This is a genomic window from Burkholderia sp. AU38729, assembly GCF_020419725.1.
Classification (GTDB): domain Bacteria; phylum Pseudomonadota; class Gammaproteobacteria; order Burkholderiales; family Burkholderiaceae; genus Burkholderia.
The window spans coordinates 810,177-828,937 of sequence record NZ_JAIZQO010000001.1; the positions used below are offsets into that span (position 1 = coordinate 810,177).

An 18,761-nucleotide genomic window follows, 5' to 3' on the forward strand; every position below is an offset into this window, starting at 1 on the left:
CTCGGAGTATTGATAGCCAGGATGGCCGTTGCGTTCGAGCGCAACGGCCTGGATGAGCAATGTCACGCACACCGTGAGCTTCTCGAAGCTGCTGCATGAGTGAGCAGCTGAACACCGCAAGTGCGACTGTCGCACAGTCAGTGGTCGGGTCGACATCTCGGGAGTTTCATTGGTGCGAGGTGCCGGGCGGCGCTCCCACGGTCATCGCAGGTTCTGATGCTAGCCCCGTCGTAAGCGACTATCCACGAGTTCGTGACCAATCGCATGCGGCTGTACTCGGAACGTCATTTCGGCAGTTGGAGCTTCCTGGAGAGGCAGACGAATGAGGCGAGTTCGCGTCCTTGAGAGCAGCAACGATGTAAACACTTTGCGCCTGGAAGTTGAGACGCAATCGCTTCCCGAAACGAATGATTCGGAATGCATTGTCGAAATTGTAAGTGCCGGCGTTGATCCAAGCGACGTGAACGCATTGCTTGGCCTAATGCAACACGCCGTGTGGCCGCGCACACCAGGTCGCGATTATGCCGGTCGAGTAATCGATGGGCCACCGGCGCTTGTTGGACGGTCGGTTTGGGGCAGCGGCGCCGATCTGGGAATCCGGCGTGACGGCACGCACGCGCGCTATCTTGCAATTCCGCTCCATAGCGTGCGCGAAAAGCCTGCTAACTTGACGTTGGACGAAGCCGGGACAGTCGGTGTGCCGTTTGTTACGGCCTTCGAGGGTTTTCGTCGGGCTGGTGGGGTCAATAAAGGGGATGTGGTGCTGGTCATCGGTGCCAACGGAATTGTCGGACAAGCTGCGATTCAACTCGCGACGATGGTGGGCGCCACCACGGTAGCTGCCGAGCGTGCAGCACCGGCCTACCTTGGTCATGCGAACAACAAGGTACGTATGATCGATGCGTCTTCGAGCGATTTCGAAGCGATGGTGCGTGATGTCACACATGGACATGGTGCGGACATCGTATTTAACGCGATCGGCAGCCCGTACTTCGAGCAAGCCAATTTGGTAATGGCGGCCGGTGGTGCACAGATCTTCATTTCGACGGCCGAGGGGACGGTGCCGTTCGATATCTCCACGTTCTATCGTGACCAGCACAGCTATGTTGGAGCCAACACGCTCGGTCTCGATGCACGCAAAAGTGCGGTCATCCTGGACAAGCTGCTTCCCGCATTTGAGCGTGGCGCGTTGAGACCTTTTCCAATTCACGACGATTACATGTTTGACCTCGATGACGCGGTGCGCGCGTATCGGACTGCATGTGCCGGCGCAGCTTATCGGACGCTGCTAAAACCCTGAGCGTTGTCCTCGAATCGCGCGTTATCGCGGTACATCCCCAATCCGCATTTCAGATGAGCCGCATGCGGTTGCCACTTGTAGGTCTGTTGTGTCGAGGCGCTACAGGTCTGTCTGCCGGCGAACCGATCGGTTTGCAATTGGCGTACGGTCGACGATGGCGTGTCCGACGGTACTCGAAGATCAATGCCCAATTGCCGGACCTTCTTCCTCGTCCAGTCGATTCGTTTCATTCTCCAAGAACGATTCAGGCAGATTCAGGAGTCTCGTTATGGAATCCCCTAATCTGTGAGTGTCAATTTCCATGACTCGCGGGACATGGTGACAAAGGCGTGCGATTAACCGCATCCGCTGATCAAGGACGACTGCCAATGGGAAAGCAAGTGCCAATACTGGAGCAACAGACGAATTCACCGTGGCCGGTTACGTCACTGGTCATCAACGGGCAGCGCACTGAACTTCGCGTTCCCCCTGACATGCCGCTCCTGTGGGCGTTGCGCGAGATCGTCGGTTTGTGCGGTACGAAATTCGGCTGCGGCATCGGACAGTGCGGTGCCTGCACGGTGCACCTGGACGGAAATCCGGTGCGCTCGTGCGTTTTGCCGGTGTCTGACGTCAACGGGCCAGTGACGACAATCGAAGCAATCGGTAAAACCGATATCGGCAAGCGGGTCCAGGCGGCCTGGCTCAAGCTTGAAGTAGTCCAGTGCGGTTACTGCCAGTCTGGGCAGATCATGTCGGCTGCTGGCCTGCTGATGCGCGACCCCCATCCCGACGATGCGGCCATCGACGCAGCGATGTCAGGAAATCTGTGCCGATGCTGTACGTACCCGCGCATTCGTGCAGCAATCAAGGTGGCAACATGAAAACGTATGGGCCTGTTGACGAAGCTACCTTACCTGACATCGCACGCCGTCGGTTCTTGACGGCAGGCGCGTTGCTGGTTGGCTTTTCCCTTGCGGCGCCGGCGCGTGCGTTTATGAGAGAACCGGATCTTGCTGCTGTCGGTGCCCTCGACGCGTCGGGTACGGGTTTTGATGGTTTTGTCCCAAATGGTTTCATTCGCATCGGTGTCGATGGGCGAATCGTGCTTGTGGTGCCGAGCGTCGAAATGGGGCAGGGTATCGCTACCGGCGAGGCGATGATGCTGGCCGAGGAACTCGAGGTGGAACTCGACCAGGTCGAGGTCGTGATGGCGCCCGCCGATGCTCATGCCTATACTCAGTCGCTCCTGAAAGCACAGGCCACAGGGGGCTCTACATCGGTTCGGGCTTATTTCGGTCCGCTAAGAAGTGCCGGTGCGGCCGCGCGCACAATGTTGGTAGGGGCCGCGGCCGAGCGGTGGCATGTTCCTGCAACGGAATGTTCCGTATCGCGCGCGATCATCACCCACGATCCGACCGGGCGAACGCTGTCTTTTGGAGCAGTCGCGTCGGCCGCACGCCGGCAGCCAATGCCGACGCGTGTCGCGTTGAAGCCACCTTCACGTTTCCGGCTCATCGGCAAATCAACCAAGCGGGTCGATACGCCGGCCAAGGTTAACGGGACCGCTACGTTCGGGATCGATGTACATGTCGCAGGAATGCGTGTTGCAGCACTGGTGATGAGTCCGACCATCGGCGGCAAGGTCCACCGCGTCGACGACCGGGCCGCTCGTGCAATGCCAGGCGTGATTGACGTGTTGCGAATTGACGATGCCGTAGCAGTGGTCGGTGAAAACTATTGGATAGCGCGTCGTGCGCTGGCGCAATTGCAGGTCGAATGGGAAGCCGGGCCCAATGCTGCGCTGACCTCGAGCGCGCTCGCGAACGAGCTACGAGATGCGCGGGGTACACCTATACTCGGCAAGCAGGTCGGCGAGCCGGAACGCAAGTTGAATGAGGCCGGCAATCACCGGATCGATTCCGTTTATACGCTGCCATACTTGGCGCATGCAGCACTCGAGCCGATCAACACGACGGTTCACGTGCGGCCAGACGGGTGCGATATCTGGGTTGGCACGCAGGTGCCGCAGACAGCACGTATTGTTGCTGCACAGATCACCGGTCTATCGATGGAACAGGTCGTTGTTCGCAATCACCTGATTGGTGGCGGATTTGGCCGCCGACTGGCTGTCGATACGATTGAGCAAGCGGTGCGCTTTGCGCGCCAAGTCACGTATCCGCTCAAGGTGATCTGGACGCGTGAACAGGATATCCAGCACGATCGCTTTCGTCCTGCGTATCACGACACCATCTCCGCGACGCTCGGAGCGGACGGTATGCCGGCAGCTTGGATACACCGCACGAGATGCTCGACCGTCCGTCCATACTACGATCGCAAGCCGTGGCCACAGGGTCAACTCGATCATGATGCCGTGGCCGGTGCGGCAGACCTGCCTTATGAAATTGCCGCGATGCGCTCCGATTGGGTGAGGCAGGATGGGCCTGTCGCACTGAATTGGTGGCGCGGGGTCGGGGAGACTCATAACGTATTTGTTGTCGAATCCTTTTTGGACGAGCTCGCGCATGCCGCGAAACGCGATCCGATCGAATACCGCCGTGCGCTCCTGCGCCAAAACCCCCGTTCGCTAGCCGTGCTCGATCGAGCGGCAAAGGCTGCCGGTTGGGGAGACCCGCTACCACCACGCTGCGGCCGAGGTGTCTCACTGCATGACAGTTTCGGCACGCACGCTGCACTCGTGGTGGAGATCGAGGTGGATCCACAAGGAGATATTCGGTTGCGGCGAGCTACGGCGGTCGTTGACTGTGGCATCGCCGTCAATCCAGACAGCGTTGTGGCGCAAGTCCAGGGTGGCGTGTTGTTCGGGCTCTCGGCTGCGCTCTATAACGCGATCACGATAGAAAATGGTGTGGTCCAGCAGAGCAACTTCCATGACTATCGTCAGATCCGCATGAACGAAGTGCCTCCATTCGAGGTAATCGTCATGCCGAGCGAGGAGTCGCCGGGCGGACTCGGTGAAGTCGGAACGGTCTCGGCTGCCCCAGCGCTGGCGAATGCCATATTCGCGGCGACCGGGGTGCGGCAGCGTAGTCTGCCTATCAACAGGCCGGCGTTGGCGATCAAAGGGGAAAATCGACGTCCACCATCGATTTCTGCATTCGACGGGAGACGCGCATGATGCTCCGTCAAAAAAAATGGGTGGTCGCGATCGCCCTGGGAAGTGCGGCGTTCGCCGGCCTGGCGTCGGTCTTTTTCTGGCCGCATCGCCTTGAGCCAGTCTCGACAAGTACGGTGTTGCCACGAGGCGATGCGTTAATAGCTCGAGGTCGTTATCTTGCTACCGCTGCAGACTGTGCTGCATGTCACACGGTACCGAACGGTCGGCCGTTCGCGGGCGGTACGAGCTTCAAGCTCCCATTCGGCAAAATATACGCACCCAATATAACGCCAGACAGAACCTACGGCATCGGAGCGTGGAGCGACGCGGAGTTCGTACGAGCCTTGCGCGAAGGCGTGGGGCGGCATGGCGAAGATCTCTATCCTGCGTTTCCATATACGTCGTATTCAAAGCTCTCCAATGATGACGCATTGGCGATCCGAGCGTTTCTCGCAACGATGGAGCCGGTCCATACGCCGGCACCGTCGAATGACCTCGCCTTCCCTTTTGATCAGCGTCGATTGATGCGGGCCTGGAAGTTACTTTTCTTCGATAACAAGGTATTCACTCCCGATCCGACGCGCAGCATCTCCTGGAACCGTGGAAACTATCTCGTCAATGGCCTTGCCCATTGCGGGGAATGTCACACACCGCGAAATATGTTGTTCGCCACGAAGACCGCGAAAATGTTGTCGGGTGGTGTCGTGGATGGTTGGAAAGCGTGGAACATTACTTCTGATCCCGACACCGGAATCGGTGGATGGAGCGATTCGGATCTCGTCGAGTATTTGTCAAGCGGATATGCAGTCGGCCATGGCGCGGCGTCGGGCAGTATGCGAGAGGCGGTCGAGATGAGTCTTGGTCGACTACCACGGCGCGACATTGAGGATATGGTGACATACCTGCGGACCGTCCCATCACAGCGTAGCGATCCGGAGGCGGCCATTTCCGTGGCATCGTCAACACTCGCGCGATCGGGGCGATGGGCAACCGTACCTGGAGGTGACGGTGTCGGCAAGCGCATATTCGAAGCTGCCTGCGTGAGTTGTCACGATTACGATGGAAATGGGCAGCAAATGAAGCGTGCCAGTCTAGCCGGGGCCCATGCCCTGAGCGACCCGGCCGGCGACAACCTCATAGGCTTGCTGCTCGATGGGTCGCACAGCCGCGACGACGCCCCTTCCACATCAATGCCTGCGTTCGGTGCCGCATACAGTGATGTCGAGATTGCTGCAGTCGCAAACTACACGATCGCTCAATTCAGCGGAAAGAGAGGGCAAGTTACGCCAGATCGAGTGGCGGAATTCAGAAAATAAATCGGATTGATTGATTCGTATTCTGTCTCGATCAAAAAAGTATCCGCCTGTTATGCGGTCGAATATTCTTCGTTTTTAGAAGATGATCGCTGGTTGATGGGTTATAGATCTGTGCAAAAAATTATTTTTCGCCAAAGAAATTCTATCAACTGAAAGGTTGGTTGCGATTTTTCATCGATTCGAGCCAGTTTGTATTCGACAAGTTCGTCAATGAATTAATAAAGATTAAGTTGTTTTTGATTGGGTTGAGTTATCTAATTGGCAGGTAAGTTATTGAATGGACGGTGCGCCCGAAGTTGGTCGTGCCCGCATGTCTGGACAACCAGTCGCCGAAGGAGCTTCCAACGTGAAAATGCCTGTTGTCGATTCGTCCGTTATCGATCGCCGCGCCACGATTGCGGAAGACTTGCGAGAGATCGTTGGAGAAGAATGGGTGCTCGATAGCGAGGCGGAGCGACGCCCGTACGAGTGCGATGGTCTGACCGCATATACGGCATTGCCGTTACTTGTAGTTCTCCCCGACACGACGGAGCAGGTTAGCCGAATACTCACGTACTGCCACGCCGCGCGCATCAAGGTTGTGCCGCGAGGATCGGGTACGTCGCTGTCTGGCGGCGCGTTGCCGCTTGAGGATGGCATCTTGCTCGGCACAGCCCGCATGAACCGTATCGTCGATATCGACGCCGCAAATCGTGTCGCGCGTGTTCAGCCTGGTGTGCAGAACATCCGGGTGACCGAGGCGGTTCGTTCGCTTGGCCTCTGCTACATGCCGGACCCATCCAGTCAGGCAATTTCGACGATCGGGGGAAACGTCGCCGAGAACTCAGGAGGAGTGCATTGCCTGAAATATGGTGTCACGTCGAATCACGTTACCGGAATGGAAATCGTGTTGATGACGGGCGAAATACTCAGGCTGGGCGGTGCGTTTGTTGGTGGCGCGGACGGCGAGTTCGACCTCTGTGGTGCATTGATCGGCTCCGAAGGTCTGTTGGCCGTCGTGACTGAAATCGCGGTGCGGCTGACGCCTGAACCACCGCTAGCGCGCGTCGTGTCGCTGGGTTTCGTCGATGTCGCCCACGCGAGCCGTTGTGTCGGCGACATCATTGGGAGCGGCATTGTGCCGGCCGGACTCGAATTCGTCGACCGCAGGGTGATCGGAGCGGTGGCGTCGTTGCTCGGTGAGATGCCGTCCCCCGGTGTCGAGGCGTTGTTGCTGTGCGAACTGGATGGCACCGAAAGCGAGGTGGATGCGCTGGTCGAGCAGGTGGAGCGCATCGCCCGCAACGCTGGTGCTGTCGACCTGAAGGTCAGCCGGACAGAAGCTGAACGCGAACGTCTGTGGCGTGCCCGCAAGCTTGCATTCGGTGCGATGGGAAAGATCGCGCGGGATGTCTACGTAACGGACGGAACGATTCCCCGTCGCCGTCTCGCGGAGATATTGAATCGGATTGAGGCGTTGTCGAAACGGCATGGGCTCGAGTACGCGAACTGCTTTCACGCGGGCGATGGCAACTTGCATCCGATGGTGTTGTTCGATGCTGCCATTCCAGGTGATCTCGAGAAGGCAGAAGCATTCGGCGCGGACATTCTTCGAGCCTGCGTCGATCTCGGTGGTGTGCTGAGCGGTGAACATGGCATTGGTGTCGAGAAGCGTGATTTGCTGCATTACCAATTCGACCCGAACGACATTGCGCAGCAGCAACGGCTCAAGTGTGCATTCGATCCGAATGAGTTGCTCAACCCTGGCAAGGTGTTCCCGACAGCTTGCCGTTGCGTCGAATTGGGCCGCACCCGTATGCGCGACGGCAACGTGCGCTTTGCCGATGTTCCCCGCTTCTAGGATATGCAAATGATACCGACCGACAATCCCCTAACACTAGATCGAATCCGCCCGCGTGATGCGGAAGATCTGGTCGACATCGTCGTCGACGCGGATACTCATGGCCGCTCCTTCGAGATCGTCGGAGGTGGGACAAAGCGCGGATTCGGCGAGCCGATCAGCGCCGACGCGCTGCTGGATTTGTCTGCAGTTTCCGGGATCGACTTCTACGAACCCGAGGAACTTGTGATCAAAGTGCGGGCTGGCACGCCTATCGAGGTGGTACACGAGACTCTGGCCGCACACCGGCAACAGCTCGCGTTCGAGCCCCCGGATTACGGCGCGTTGTTTGGGGAGCAGGCGGGACGCAGCACGATTGGCGGTATTGTCGCCACCAATCTTTCCGGACCGCGCCGGGTATCTTCGGGTGGGGTGCGCGACGCGGTGCTTGGCGTGGAGGGCGTGAACGGTCGAGGGGAGGCGTTCAAGGCGGGCGGGCGCACCGTCAAGAATGTGACCGGCTACGATTTGCCTCGGTTGATGGCCGGCTCGTTCGGAACGCTGGCTGTGCTGACGACTGTCACCTTGAAACTGCAGCCGGCATGGTTGGACGAGATCACTTTGCTGGTCGACGGGCTCGACGACGGGGCGGCGATCGAACTGTTGACCGATGCGCTGCAGTTGCCTTTCGACGTTAGTGCCGCAGCTCATATCGGCGGCGCGCGTCGTGAGGCCCGGACCACGGCTTTAAGGCTGGAAGGTTTCGGTGTGTCGTTAGCGGCGCGTGCGAAGGCGCTCGTGAAGCACCTGGGGCGATCCTTCACAATTCAATCGATAGGCACCGACGCGAGTCGTGAATTTTGGCGTGCGTTGCGCAATCTGCAGGAGTTCGCTGACGACCCGAACGCATGCATATGGCGACTCATGCTACCTGGCACACAAGCCGCGAGAATCGTCGAATCAATGGGGGGTGACGCGATCTACGATTGGGGCGGTAGCCTTGTGTTCCTGCGAACCGGCGAGGCAGATGCTGCGGTCCAAGCGGAGGCGCTCAGGCGCGCTGCTGATGCAGTAGGCGGACGTGCCTGTTTGTTGCGAGCGCCTGCGACGCTGCGGCGTACGGTCGGCGCGTTTCATCGTCATCCCGCAGCGCTGCGTGTGCTCGGTGAACGGGTGCGCGGAATCTTCGATCCGAACCGAGTGCTTAATCCAGGCCGGCTCGTACCCTTCGCTGCGGGAGTGGCGTGACATGAGAACCCGCATTCCCGACACTGCACTGATCGACCCTGATATCGCACTGTCGAACGACATCATCCGTAGTTGCGTACATTGCGGTACTTGCCTTTCGCACTGCCCAACCTATCAAGTTCGCCACGACGAGAACGACAGCCCGCGCGGGCGCATTGTCTTGATGAGGAACATGTACGAGTCGGGCGGTGCACCGGACCCGAAGACAGTCGAGCACCTCGATCGCTGCCTTACTTGTCTCGCGTGCGAGGCGATCTGTCCGTCCGACGTACAGTATTCGAAGTTGATCGCACATGGCCGCGAATACGTTGAGAACCATTATCGTCGGCCGCTCGTGCAGCGTGCGATCCGTCGCGCACTGGCCGCACTGATTCCGAGGCGCGGAATGTTTCGTGCCGCACTGGCTGTCGGTCGGCTGTTCTGGCCGCTGCGGTCGGTGTTCGGCGGCGCGCCGCGTGCGATGTTGGAGACGATCCCCCGCAAGCCGCTTCCGAAGGCAAGCCCAGTCGACCGGCCGCAGGTGTTTCCCGCGCAAGGGCCGCGGCGTGCGCGCGTGAGCTTGCTGAATGGTTGTGTGCAAACTGTACTGGATCCTGCCATCAACGAAGCGACGATCAGGCTGTTGCAGCGGCATGGTGTCGAAGTCGTTATCGCGCGTGGGGCTGGGTGCTGTGGGGCACCGGCCGAGCACATGGGACATGAAGCGCAGGCACTGCAGCTGGCAAAGTCGAATATCGATGCGTGGCTGCGTGAGGCCGACGGGCCGGAGGGGCTCGACGCCATCATCGTCAACACGTCTGGATGCGGTACCTCGCTCAAGGCTTACGGTCATGCATTGCGGCTCGATCCTGCGTGGAAGGATAAGGCCGCGCGCATCAGTGCACTTGCCAGGGACATTTCGGAGTTCATGACGCAGCTGGGACTTCGGATGCCGGTGATCGTGCCTGGGTTGCGAGTTGTCTATCACGCCGCGTGCTCGATGCAACACGGCCAGCGGATAGTGCATCAGCCGATCGACTTGCTGAATGCCGCAGGGTTCGACGTCGTCCAACCGTCGGACAACTTCATGTGCTGCGGGTCGGCCGGTGTATACAACCTGCTGCAACCCGAGATCGCGGACGAGTTGAAGCAGCGCAAGGTCGCGGCGATCGCGGCAACGGGCGCCACAATTGCAGCGAGCGGCAACATCGGTTGCATGACCCAGCTCGCTAGCGCGGTCAGCATCCCGTTCGTGCATACCGTGCAGTTGCTCGACTGGGCGACTGGCGGGCCGTTGCCCGGCGCATTGCAAGACGTGATCAAGTCGCGGGGCTCGTGCCACGCCGAATAATGATATCCCGACATGTCGGGAATGCGGGGGCATACCGTCGGCTGCGCCAGTGATATGCCCGGACAGGATGTTGACGAGGTCACCGACATCTTTTCAGATGTCGAACAAGGAGCAAGCTATGCGATTTGCAGCGTATGAAATGAATGGCTTTCGTGGTTTGGCCGTCGAACGAAATGGAGAATGGTTTGGCTCATCGGCCGAGGAGTCGGACGCTCCCTGGGATCTGGACACGATGCTGGCTCAGGGTGTCGATCTTGTCGAGGTGGCTGATCGCCTTGCGCGCGGAGCGCGAATCGATCTCGACTCGGTGCGTCTGCTGCCGCCATTCACGCATCCCAACAAGATCTTGTGCGTGGGTTTGAACTACCTTGACCATTCGAACGAAACAGGTTTTGCGAAGCAGACATATCCGACCGTATTCGCCCGGTTTACGTCGAGCCTGATCGGACACGGCGAACCAATAGCGCTGCCGGCGCAGTCCACTCAACTTGACTACGAGGGCGAGCTGGCAGCAGTGATCGGGAAAGGTGGCCGCGGAATTTCGCGTGAGCGGGCACTCGATCACGTTGCCGGATATTCAATCTTCAACGATGCGACACTGCGTGACTATCAGTTTCGTACGCCGCAGTGGACGATGGGCAAGAACTTCGATGGAACAGGAGCATTCGGGCCTTGGTTCGTTACTGCGGACGAATTGCCGGCAGGCTGTGATGGACTACGTATCCAGACACGCCTGAACGGGGAAGTCGTCCAGGACGCGTCGACGTCCGACATGATATTTGATGTCGCGACGCTGGTCGCATTGTTAAGCGACGTGATGACACTGCAACCCGGCGACGTGATCGTCACCGGGACACCGGCCGGGATCGGGATGGCGCGCGATCCTCAGCTTTGGATGAAGTCTGGTGACGTATGCGAAGTCGAAATTGAACGGCTTGGCGTGTTGCGAAACCCGGTTGCGTCGGCTGGCGATGAACGAACGGAGCCTTCGCGGTATCTGACCGTCGCACCTCGATGACCAGCCGCTCCCGGGGCGAGAGCGGGTTCCTGAAGCGCACGGCGGTGGAGTAGAACATTTGGAGAGCGGCGATGATGCTCTTGCCGAGAAATGCCGAAGCGACGCCGCGTCGGACGACAACATCAACTTGACAACCCAAGATGTCGGTCGTCATGGTTGCCGTGCCGAAGTGCCAGGCCCGCTGCCGGGGGGGCGTCGCGACGGGAGCGGCAAGCTACTCGCAGACGAACTGGTTCAGGTCGTCGTCCGCCGTCCCGTACTCCTCGCGCACCTTGTCCTCGTGCCCGAGCATGATGATTTCCCTGTGGCGTGAGCGGTCGCGCGCACAGGTTTCATTTCCCGCGCGATCTGCCGGCGCGGTGACCCGTACGCAGGATCGTCACGCGTGCGCTCGCGCCGGATCGGCGCCCGTGCGAAAGCGGCGACCTTCCCCGGTCAACGCACCGGCTCGGCCGTGGCCAGCAGGCTGCGCAGGAACACCATGATCATGTGCCCGATCGGCACCTCGGACAGGATCGACTGCTGCAGCGACAGGCCCTGCGAGAGCCCCATGAACGCAACGGCCAGGACGGCCGGCGGTTCGGGCGGCACCTTCTTCAGCCGCGCGAAAATCTGTTCGATGCAATAGGCGAGGCCATCGCGGTGGGCGTCCAGCAACGCCTGCGACGCGATGGCGAAAGCGGGGTTGCGCCGCCCCTGAAGCTTGAATTCGACACCCAGCACCGACCACTCGGGCTCGGCATCGACGGTCCGCGACCAGACATCCAGCGCATTCAGGATGTCCTCCCCGGACGCCGCGGGGTCGCTCAGCACCCGGGCGATGTCGGCCACTTGCGTCTGCGAGCGCTCCCGCATCAGCTCGACGAACAATGCCTCCTTGCTCGCGAAATTCGAATAGAACGCGCCTTGCGTATAGCCGGCCTCGGCCGCGATATCCCTGAGCGACGTGCCGCCGAACCCGCGGTCGACGAACAGCCGCTTCGCCGCGGCGAGCAAATGAGCGCGGGTCTGTTGTCGGCTTTCTTCGCGGCTCAGCCGCGGGGGAGGGGGAACCATGTTCATGGCCGGCAGGATATCAGTTGATATTTGAGATGGATACCATTACGATCGCATTTCAGATATCACTCGATATTTGAAATGCCGGGCGCGATTGTGTCGCCGAACGTCTGCAGCGGGGGCCCCGGGCGGGCGATCGGGTCGACGCGGGGGCGCGCACGGTGTGCCGGTGCGTGGCGGCGTGTCGCTGTTCTCTTGTCGCGTGCTTCGATGCGCCGGCGCGAGCTGCTTGCCGATCGAGTGAATGTGGCCGTCACGGGACGTCGTGAAACAGTCGGTTAGTCATGCGAATCATGCCGGTTCGCATGCAGATGCGGATGCGGGGCAGGAAGCAGAAGATGAACGCGAGCAAGACCTATGCACAGCTCGTCGTCGAGCTGGCCGAACTGGACGAGGAAATCGAGCGCGCACGCGCGCGCGAACGCGTCGATGCGATCGCGGAGGTTCACTCGCTCATGGATACCTATGCGATCAAGCATCGCGACCTGGTCGGCCGCAACGGCAGCCGGGGTTCGTACGTCGTGAAAGTGCTGCCGGCGCGCTATCGCGATCCGGTGAGCGGAAAGGAGTGGAGCGGGCGCGGCAATGCGCCGCTCTGGATCAGGGGCAAGGATCGTCGTCAGTTCGTCGTCGTCAAGCCGCCGTCCGCCGGCAAGAAAAGCAGGCGCAGCTGACCGCGGGCGTCGGGCTACGGCGACAGCGGCTTCGCCGATGCCTGACCGGGCGGCGTGAGCACCACGCGCAGCGTCGCGCCTGCCGGCGACGGCGCCACGTACGCATGCGGCCGAGGCGACTAGAAGAGCGCGTTCACACCGGCGCGCAATCGCGTCGGCTCGCCATGCTCGACGTGCAATTCGCGTTCGCCCGACAGCACGTGATGTCGTCCGCAATCATGGCGCGGGTGACGTCTCGCGATGCGGGCCGGACTGGATCGGGCGTCGCGTGCGTTTCGTTCAGCCCCGGCCGACGAACGGCATCGCGGTCGCCATGATCGTCATGTTCAGGATGTTCGTGTCGAGCGGCAGGTTCGCCATCTGGACGATCGCGTTCGCGACATGCGTGACGTCCATGCGCGCCTCGGGCGCGAGGCTGCCGTCGGCCTGCGGGACGCCTTGCGTCATGCGGTCCGTGAGCGACGTCGCCGCGTTGCCGATGTCGATCTGGCTGCACGCGATGTTGTACCGGCGGCCGTCGAGCGCCAGCGACTTGGTGATCCCGGTCACCGCATGCTTGGTGGCCGTGTACGCGATCGTGTCGGGGCGCGGCGCATGGGCCGAGATCGAGCCGTTGTTGATGATCCGGCCGCCCTGCGGCGTTTGCGCTTTCATCAGGCGCCACGCGGCCCGCGCACACAGGAAGACGCCGGTCAGGTTGGTCGCGACGACGCTGTTCCACACGTCGAATTCGTATTCGTCGAGGGATACCGGCGGCGCGTTGCGGCCGGCATTGTTGAACAGCACGTCGAGCCGGCCGAACTGCTGCGCGATCCGGGCGAACGCGTGGTCGACCGAGGCTTCGTCGGTGACGTCCGCAGGAAACACGTGCGCGTCGCCGCCGGCGGTGCGGATCGCGTCCTGCGTGTCGCGCAACGATGCCTCGGTGCGTCCGAGCAGCGCGACGGTGAAACCGGCCTGGGCGAGCGCGATGGCCGCCGCGCGACCGATGCCGGAGCCGGCGCCGGTGACGGCTGCGAATTTCTTCGAAACAGACATGGCTTGATTTCCTGCGGGTTGAAAGAGGGGCGAGGTGGCCGACGACCGGGATCATCGCCACTTCGGCAATGTAGTCGAAATGCGCGGTGCCCATGTTCAAGCGACACCGTCAGGCACGCTCGACAACGTGATGACCTCGGCTACTTCTTGCGGCCAGGTATGGCCTTCCGCGCCCGCGTGCCTGACTCCGCGAACAGATCGACCACCACGTCGCGCAGCCACTTGTTCCCTTCGTCCTGATTGACCCGCGTATGCCAGAGCATGTGAATCGGCGCGCCCGGCACCGTGACGGGCAACGCGCGCCAGCTCAGCGAAAACGGTGCGGCAAGCTGCTGCGCGAGATGCTCGGGCACCGTCGCGATCAGGTCGGTGCGCTGCAGGATGTAGCCGACGCTCATGAAGTGCGGCACCGTGAGCCGCACCTGGCGCGCCACGCGGCGGCGCTTCAGCCATTCGTCCACCTGCCCGTGACCGGTGCCGGCCGACACCACGACCAGATGTTCGGCATTGCGCCATGCGTCGACCGTCAGCGGCGCATCCTCGAGCGGATGGCCGCGCCGGAACAGGCACACATAACGCTGATCGAACAGCCTGCGCTGATAGAAGCCGCCCTTGAGCTGCGGCAGCAGGCCGATCGCGAGATCGACGCGGCCATCGGCCATTTCGTCGCCGAGATTGACGCTCGTGTCGCGCACGGTATTGAGCGCGATGCCCGGCGCCGCTTGCGACAGGTGTTCGAGCAGCGCGGGCAGGAACACGACTTCGCCGATGTCGGTCATGCCGATCGTCAGCGTGCGCGCGGCGCGCTGCGGATCGAAACCGGTCTCGGGGTTGAGCGCGGCGTGCAGCGTCGCGAGCGCGTGCGACACGGGTTCCGCGAGGCGCAGCGCGAACGGCGTCGGCACCACGCCGCCGGGCCCGCGCACGAACAGCGGATCGCCGAGCCGGCGGCGCAGCTTCGCGAGCGCATTGCTCACGCCCGGCTGGCTCATGTTCATCTGCTCGGCGACGCTCGACACGCGCCGTTCCTGCATCAGCCGCTGGAAAAGCAGCAGCAGGTTGAGGTCGATATCGCTCAGTTCCATGGGTTGGGCCTCGCCGGGTTCATTGCATCCAGTGATGAAGCAGATTCCGGTCATTTTATTGCGGGATGAAAGTCCGCTCCCGAGAATACCGATACGGTCCATGCATTCGACATGACCGCTGCGCACGCCGCAGACCCAACATCGGAACATCGGAGACACCTTCATCATGCAGACGAACCTGAAGATTGCGATCGTCGGCGCCGGGATCGGCGGCCTGACGCTCGCGCTTGCCCTGCGCGAGCACGGCATCGACGCGCAGCTCTACGAACAGACGGAGGTGTTGCGCGAAGTCGGCGCGGCCGTCGCGTTGTCGGCCAATGCGACGCGCTTCTACGAACGGATGGGATTGCGGGCGGCCTTCGATGCGGTGTGCGCGGACATCCCGGGGCTCGTCTATCGCGACGGCCGCAGCGGCGCGGTGATCGGCCATCATCGCGGCGACCCCGACTATCGCCGGCAATTCGGCGGCGCGTACTGGGGCGTGCATCGCGCGGATCTTCAGGCCGTGCTGTCGCAGGCGGTCGGCCTCGACGCCATCCATCTCGGCCATCGGCTGACCGATCTCGCGCAGCATCCCGATCGCGTCACGCTGTCGTTCGACAACGGGGTGCGCGTCGACGCCGATCTCGTGATCGGCGCGGACGGCGCGCGCTCGATCACGCGGCGCTGGATGCTCGGCTACGACGATGCGCTGTATTCGGGGTGTTCGGGGTTTCGCGGCGTGGTGCCGGCCGCGCGGCTGAACCTGTTGCCCGATCCCGAGACGCTGCAGTACTGGATCGGGCCGCACGGGCACCTGCTGCACTATCCGATCGGCGACGACGGCGACCAGAATTTCCTGCTGGTCGAGCGCCATCCGTCACCGTGGCCGTCACGCGACTGGGTGATGCCGTCGGAAGAGGGCGAGCAACTGCGCGTGTTCAGGGACTGGCATCCGGCGGTGGTGCAGATGATCACCGCCGTGCCGATCAGCCAGCGCTGGGGGCTGTTCCACCGGCCGCCGCTCGGCCGCTGGAGCCGCGGGCGCGTGACGCTGATCGGCGACGCCGCGCATGCGCTGGTGCCGCATCACGGGCAGGGCGCGAACCAGTCGATCGAGGATGCGGTGGTGCTGGCCGCGCAACTGGCGCAGGCCGGGCCGGGCAACTGGCGCGAAGCACAGGAAGCGTATGAACGGCTGCGTCGCGGCCGCACGCGCAAGGTGCAGTACGCGTCGATCTCCGTGGCCGATGTGTTGCACCTGCCCGACGGGCCGGCCGCGCAGGCGCGCAATGCGCGTCTGGCCGAGCGCGACAGCGTGCTGCATCACCTGGACTGGATTCACGGTTTCGACGCGCTGGCGGGGGAGCCGAGCGAGCGGCAGGGCGGCACTTGGCTTTGAGTCTGCCAATCTGGAGCAGGGGTGCGGCGGCCAGCGCCACGCGTGCGCCCTCAGGCGCGACCGGCTCGCCGGGATTGCATGCGCCGGGCATGACATGGGTCGACGGCCGTCGGCCCGCCGGTCACCGGCCAGCCTGACGAAAACGGGCGGGGCAACGCCCGCCCGCCGTCACTTCACGCATTCGAGCGCGTACTTCAACCCCTGGCCGAGCAGGCCGCGCCATACATCCCACGTATGCCCGCCGTCGACGATGCGCAACTCGGCCGGGTTCTGCGCACGGCGCAGCTGCGTGTACAGCACGCTCGATTCGGCCTGGATGGTCAGGTCGTCGTCGCCGGCCGCGATGAACATCGGGATCCGCCAGCTGCGCGCGAAATAGCCGCGCATCAGCGCCGGGTAGTTGAGCTCGTGCCACACGCGCGGGTCGAACTGCCGTTCGCCGAACACGCCGACGTAGCGCGCGGCGGAATTGAGCGGCGGCTCGTTCGCGTAGATCGCGGGGCTCAGCAGCATCGCGCCGCAGAACAGCCCGGGTTCGAGCAGCGAGAAGCGCAGCGCGCCGAAGCCGCCCATCGACACGCCGCCGATCGCGCGGCCCGCGCGCTGGTTCGACACCGCGAAGTGCGCTTCGACCTCGGGCAGCAGGTCGTTGAGGAACGCGCTCTGCATCTTTTCCTTGCGGTCGACGTACCAGTCGGTGCCGCCCTGCGGCATCACGATCACGACCGGCGGGATCTCGCGGCGCTCGATCAGCGTGTCGGCGGTGGCCTGCAGCCGGCCCTGCGTGACCCAGTCGTTCGCGTTGCCGGCGTTGCCGTGCAGCAGGTACATCACCGGGTAGCGCGCGCCTTCCGGGTTGTAGCCGGGCGGCAGGTAGACCGTGTACGACCAGTCGCGCTTCAGCGACGCCGACCGGAACGTGCGCAGCACGACGCTGCTGCCCGGATTGAGCGCGCTCTCCTGGGCGGCCGACGGGGTCGTCGCGGTCTGGACGGTCGGCGGCGGCGCGGGCGCTGCCACCGGCGCGGGCGGCGTGGCTCGGGCGGTGGCGATGGAGCCGGCGATCAGGGCGAGGGCGAGCGGAAGGGCGAGTCGGCGCATGTCGAATCGTTTCAGGAGAGGCGCCGGCTATCGTAGCAGCGGCGCATGACGGCGCGGCGCGTCATCGCCGCGAACGGAACGGCAACCGCGCGACGAGCGGCCCGTAGAGTTTGGCGACGAGATACAGCAGGCCCATTGCGACGACGTCGGCAATCAGGCCGAGCTTCACGTCGAGATAGCCTTCGGTCGCCTGGTAGAGCACCGAATCGACCGCGAGCGAGATGGCGGTGCCCGCGACGAAGCACAGCAGCCCCTGCCGGCCGATCGTGCCGATCCACGGCATCGCGTGCGCAACCTTCTTCATCCAGCCGAGGTGGACCAGCTTGGCCGCGAGCCACGCGATCGCGAGAAAGTTCGCGAGCCGCAGCGCGCCGAGGTTCTGCTTGATCGACGGATCGGTCGGGAACGGCTCGATGCGCAGCCGGTAGTACGCGCCGGCCGCGACGATCGCGAGCGCCGCGGCCGTCAGCAGCCAGCCCTGCGGCTTCGGCGCGAGCGTCTGGTAGACGGGCTGGCAGCGCGCGATCACGCCGAGCACGAACAGGAACTGCCATGCGAACGGATTGAAGTCCCACGGCGCGCCTTCCACGGTCGGCAAAAAGCGCGCGACGTGCGGCGCGGCGACCCACAGCGACCCGCTGAACGCGAGCAGCAGCCACGGCTGCGTGCGCGCGAGCGGCAGCGTGAGCGGCACGAGCAGCGCGAAGAACGCGTACATCGGCAGCACCGACGCGAGGTACGGCTGGCGGCGGAACAGCAGGATGTCGCGTAGCGCGGCGAGCGGCTTGTGGAGCAGGCCGTCGAGATCGTTGGTCGGCATGTTCGGGCCGTCGATCGCGAACGCGTTCAGCGCGGCCGTGATCAGCAGCATCAGGCCGGCCGTCACGAGGAACGCACGGTAGATCTCGAACGCGCGCCTGATGAAGCGCTGGCGCGCGGCAGCCTCGTCGTGCCGTTCGGCGAGCGAGTTGTACGCGATCGCGGTGGCGAAGCCGCCGAGGAACACGAAGACCTCGGCCGCGTCGCACAGCGCGTAAGCGTGCAGCGTCACGCGCGACAGGATGCTGCCGCCGATGTGGTCGACGACGATGACGAGCAGCACGAGACCGCGGAAGAAATCGAGCTCGGCGTAGCGGCCGGCCCGGGCCGGTGCGGTCATCGAACCGCCTCCCGGCGCGGGCCGCGGGCGCGGCCGGCACGCGCCGCGCATGAATCGGGGGGAAGCATGACTTCGTGAAGAAATGACGAACGGATGCGCATTGTGCCACCGATGCGGTGCATATCGGGTTTACGCGAAT

15 protein-coding genes are annotated in these 18,761 nt (G+C 62.7%); 10 read left to right on the plus strand and 5 right to left on the minus strand.

The features are described 5' to 3' along the window. Positions 1 to 322 precede the first annotated feature (322 nt). The 8 genes from LGM56_RS03575 to LGM56_RS03610 all read left to right on the plus strand — a co-directional run bounded on the left by LGM56_RS03575 (position 323) and on the right by LGM56_RS03610 (position 11,128). Positions 323 to 1,300 (plus strand): quinone oxidoreductase family protein, encoded by a 978-nt coding sequence (locus tag LGM56_RS03575; protein ID WP_226202857.1) that lies wholly within the window; start codon positions 323 to 325, stop codon positions 1,298 to 1,300. A 368-nt stretch (positions 1,301 to 1,668) separates the two neighbouring features. Continuing rightward, positions 1,669 to 2,163, plus strand: coding sequence for a (2Fe-2S)-binding protein (locus tag LGM56_RS03580; RefSeq protein WP_226202859.1), 495 nt, complete (start codon positions 1,669 to 1,671; stop codon positions 2,161 to 2,163). Next, positions 2,115 to 4,418, plus strand: coding sequence for a xanthine dehydrogenase family protein molybdopterin-binding subunit (locus LGM56_RS03585; protein WP_226202861.1), 2,304 nt, complete (start codon positions 2,115 to 2,117; stop codon positions 4,416 to 4,418). The genes LGM56_RS03580 and LGM56_RS03585 overlap by 49 nt, the downstream gene beginning before the upstream one ends. Continuing rightward, positions 4,415 to 5,713 (plus strand): c-type cytochrome, encoded by a 1,299-nt coding sequence (locus LGM56_RS03590; RefSeq protein WP_226202863.1) that lies wholly within the window; start codon positions 4,415 to 4,417, stop codon positions 5,711 to 5,713. Before LGM56_RS03585 ends, LGM56_RS03590 begins: the two co-directional genes overlap by 4 nt. 352 nt (positions 5,714 to 6,065) lie before the next feature. Next, positions 6,066 to 7,553, plus strand: a complete 1,488-nt coding sequence (locus tag LGM56_RS03595; RefSeq protein ID WP_179254938.1) for an FAD-linked oxidase C-terminal domain-containing protein — start codon at positions 6,066 to 6,068, stop codon at positions 7,551 to 7,553. A 9-nt stretch (positions 7,554 to 7,562) separates the two neighbouring features. After that, on the plus strand, positions 7,563 to 8,780 hold the full coding sequence (locus LGM56_RS03600; protein ID WP_226202865.1) for an FAD-binding protein: 1,218 nt from the start codon (positions 7,563 to 7,565) through the stop codon (positions 8,778 to 8,780). A gap of 1 nt (position 8,781) precedes the next feature. Further along, positions 8,782 to 10,110, plus strand: coding sequence for a glycolate oxidase subunit GlcF (glcF, locus tag LGM56_RS03605; protein WP_226202867.1), 1,329 nt, complete (start codon positions 8,782 to 8,784; stop codon positions 10,108 to 10,110). A 118-nt stretch (positions 10,111 to 10,228) separates the two neighbouring features. After that, on the plus strand, positions 10,229 to 11,128 hold the full coding sequence (locus tag LGM56_RS03610) for a fumarylacetoacetate hydrolase family protein (RefSeq protein WP_226203243.1): 900 nt from the start codon (positions 10,229 to 10,231) through the stop codon (positions 11,126 to 11,128). Positions 11,129 to 11,563: 435 nt separating this feature from the next. On the opposite strand, the gene LGM56_RS03615 is transcribed toward LGM56_RS03610, so the two are convergent. After that, on the minus strand, positions 11,564 to 12,190 hold the full coding sequence (locus LGM56_RS03615) for a TetR/AcrR family transcriptional regulator (protein WP_089496696.1): 627 nt from the start codon (positions 12,188 to 12,190) through the stop codon (positions 11,564 to 11,566). 332 nt (positions 12,191 to 12,522) lie between these two features. On the opposite strand from LGM56_RS03615, the gene LGM56_RS03620 reads away from it, so the two are divergent. Continuing rightward, positions 12,523 to 12,858: an H-NS family nucleoid-associated regulatory protein gene (locus LGM56_RS03620; protein ID WP_226202869.1), complete on the plus strand. Its 336-nt coding sequence runs from the start codon at positions 12,523 to 12,525 to the stop codon at positions 12,856 to 12,858. 279 nt (positions 12,859 to 13,137) lie between these two features. Here LGM56_RS03620 and LGM56_RS03625 read toward each other — a convergent pair whose 3' ends face one another. Further along, positions 13,138 to 13,896: an SDR family oxidoreductase gene (locus LGM56_RS03625; protein WP_226202871.1), complete on the minus strand. Its 759-nt coding sequence runs from the start codon at positions 13,894 to 13,896 to the stop codon at positions 13,138 to 13,140. A 140-nt stretch (positions 13,897 to 14,036) separates the two neighbouring features. After that, positions 14,037 to 14,981 (minus strand): LysR family transcriptional regulator, encoded by a 945-nt coding sequence (locus LGM56_RS03630; protein WP_226203245.1) that lies wholly within the window; start codon positions 14,979 to 14,981, stop codon positions 14,037 to 14,039. A gap of 166 nt (positions 14,982 to 15,147) precedes the next feature. Here LGM56_RS03630 and LGM56_RS03635 point away from each other — a divergent pair, with 166 nt between their 5' ends. Beyond that, on the plus strand, positions 15,148 to 16,362 hold the full coding sequence (locus LGM56_RS03635) for an FAD-dependent monooxygenase (RefSeq protein WP_089496700.1): 1,215 nt from the start codon (positions 15,148 to 15,150) through the stop codon (positions 16,360 to 16,362). A gap of 168 nt (positions 16,363 to 16,530) precedes the next feature. On the opposite strand, the gene LGM56_RS03640 is transcribed toward LGM56_RS03635, so the two are convergent. Together LGM56_RS03640 and LGM56_RS03645 are read right to left on the minus strand one after the other, a co-directional pair. Further along, a complete protein-coding gene (locus LGM56_RS03640) occupies positions 16,531 to 17,463 on the minus strand; it encodes an alpha/beta hydrolase (RefSeq protein ID WP_226202873.1) in 933 nt (310 codons plus the stop codon). A 61-nt stretch (positions 17,464 to 17,524) separates the two neighbouring features. After that, complete coding sequence (locus LGM56_RS03645) at positions 17,525 to 18,622, minus strand: OpgC domain-containing protein (RefSeq protein ID WP_089498106.1); 1,098 nt, start codon at positions 18,620 to 18,622, stop codon at positions 17,525 to 17,527. Between the last annotated feature and the right edge of the window lie 139 nt (positions 18,623 to 18,761).

Bases quoted from the DNA above. Each gene is read 5' to 3' on its own strand.
- LGM56_RS03575 (WP_226202857.1), top strand. From the start codon at position 323: ATGAGGCGAGTTCGCGTCCTTGAGAGCAGCAACGATGTAAACACTTTG.
- LGM56_RS03580 (WP_226202859.1), top strand. From the start codon at position 1,669: ATGGGAAAGCAAGTGCCAATACTGGAGCAACAGACGAATTCACCGTGG.
- LGM56_RS03585 (WP_226202861.1), top strand. From the start codon at position 2,115: ATGCTGTACGTACCCGCGCATTCGTGCAGCAATCAAGGTGGCAACATG.
- LGM56_RS03590 (WP_226202863.1), top strand. From the start codon at position 4,415: ATGATGCTCCGTCAAAAAAAATGGGTGGTCGCGATCGCCCTGGGAAGT.
- LGM56_RS03595 (WP_179254938.1), top strand. From the start codon at position 6,066: ATGCCTGTTGTCGATTCGTCCGTTATCGATCGCCGCGCCACGATTGCG.
- LGM56_RS03600 (WP_226202865.1), top strand. From the start codon at position 7,563: ATGATACCGACCGACAATCCCCTAACACTAGATCGAATCCGCCCGCGT.
- glcF (WP_226202867.1), top strand. From the start codon at position 8,782: ATGAGAACCCGCATTCCCGACACTGCACTGATCGACCCTGATATCGCA.
- LGM56_RS03610 (WP_226203243.1), top strand. From the start codon at position 10,229: ATGCGATTTGCAGCGTATGAAATGAATGGCTTTCGTGGTTTGGCCGTC.
- LGM56_RS03615 (WP_089496696.1), bottom strand. From the start codon at position 12,190: ATGAACATGGTTCCCCCTCCCCCGCGGCTGAGCCGCGAAGAAAGCCGA.
- LGM56_RS03620 (WP_226202869.1), top strand. From the start codon at position 12,523: ATGAACGCGAGCAAGACCTATGCACAGCTCGTCGTCGAGCTGGCCGAA.
- LGM56_RS03625 (WP_226202871.1), bottom strand. From the start codon at position 13,896: ATGTCTGTTTCGAAGAAATTCGCAGCCGTCACCGGCGCCGGCTCCGGC.
- LGM56_RS03630 (WP_226203245.1), bottom strand. From the start codon at position 14,981: ATGGAACTGAGCGATATCGACCTCAACCTGCTGCTGCTTTTCCAGCGG.
- LGM56_RS03635 (WP_089496700.1), top strand. From the start codon at position 15,148: ATGCAGACGAACCTGAAGATTGCGATCGTCGGCGCCGGGATCGGCGGC.
- LGM56_RS03640 (WP_226202873.1), bottom strand. From the start codon at position 17,463: ATGCGCCGACTCGCCCTTCCGCTCGCCCTCGCCCTGATCGCCGGCTCC.
- LGM56_RS03645 (WP_089498106.1), bottom strand. From the start codon at position 18,622: ATGACCGCACCGGCCCGGGCCGGCCGCTACGCCGAGCTCGATTTCTTC.